This window comes from Pseudomonas sp. I2 (genome assembly GCF_040984075.1).
Lineage (GTDB): Bacteria > Pseudomonadota > Gammaproteobacteria > Pseudomonadales > Pseudomonadaceae > Aquipseudomonas > Aquipseudomonas guariconensis_B.
The window spans coordinates 1-790 of the sequence record NZ_JBCGFQ010000127.1; the positions used below are offsets into that span (position 1 = coordinate 1).

Annotated in this window: 1 pseudogene; it reads right to left on the reverse strand. The window is 53.2% G+C overall.

The annotated features are described in order from the left end of the window. A pseudogene (locus WCE05_RS25860) lies at positions 1-537 on the reverse strand (hypothetical protein); the annotation flags it as partial. Positions 538-790: the final 253 nt, after the last annotated feature.

A 790-nucleotide genomic window follows, 5' to 3' on the forward strand; every position in this document is an offset into this window, starting at 1 on the left:
GGGTAGGGCATGTTTGTCGAGGTCGAGCGGTTTGTCGAGCCAGTCGCCGATGATGGTCAGGCCGAAGGCGGCGTAGCGCAGGGTGGTGCCAATGGGTAAATCATGTCCATCGCGAACCCCGTAGCCGTTCTCAAGGCCAGCGAAAACAGCCCAGTGGAAAGGCTCAATTAATTTGAACTGGCCCGTAGCGAGTGCACGAAACATCACGTGGGTAATTCCGTCTAAATCTTCTATGGCAACCCTTTGAGTGCTTTTAAGCCTTTCGATAAGTATTGAATTGGCGACTAGCATCTTTGCTGTGCCTGATGCAATAAGGCTCAAAGCTCCATCGCGACGCGACACATGCGGCGCCAGCTGTAAACTTTTGCCGATCTCGTTCATACCGACTCTGAAAAGCTCGCTGCATACAATACCGAGCACTCCACCACTTTTGTGGTAAGAGCCTAGTGCTTCTTCTTCAACTAACAAGTCGTGAGAGGCCCACTCCTGGATTTTGTTAAGGCTACAGATAAGTCTGTCTTTCTGCTTGGTGTTCATTTTTAGTTCCAGATATTGAGTTGGATGCCTGTGTTGTTTCCATGTAGGCGTAGTCGGCCTTGCCGCCAGCGGCTTCCAGGGAAGCCAGGCTGGCCGAGGGGAGCAACGGGGTCAGGTTGATCGTTGTGCACGCCCTGGTGCAGCGTCTTTGCAGCGGCCATGCTCAGCTTGCCGAGTTTGTTTGCAGCACGGCTTCATAGAGACCCTCTGGAACAGCCTCGGGGTCGTATTTTCGAGCGGCCAACAGGAAACG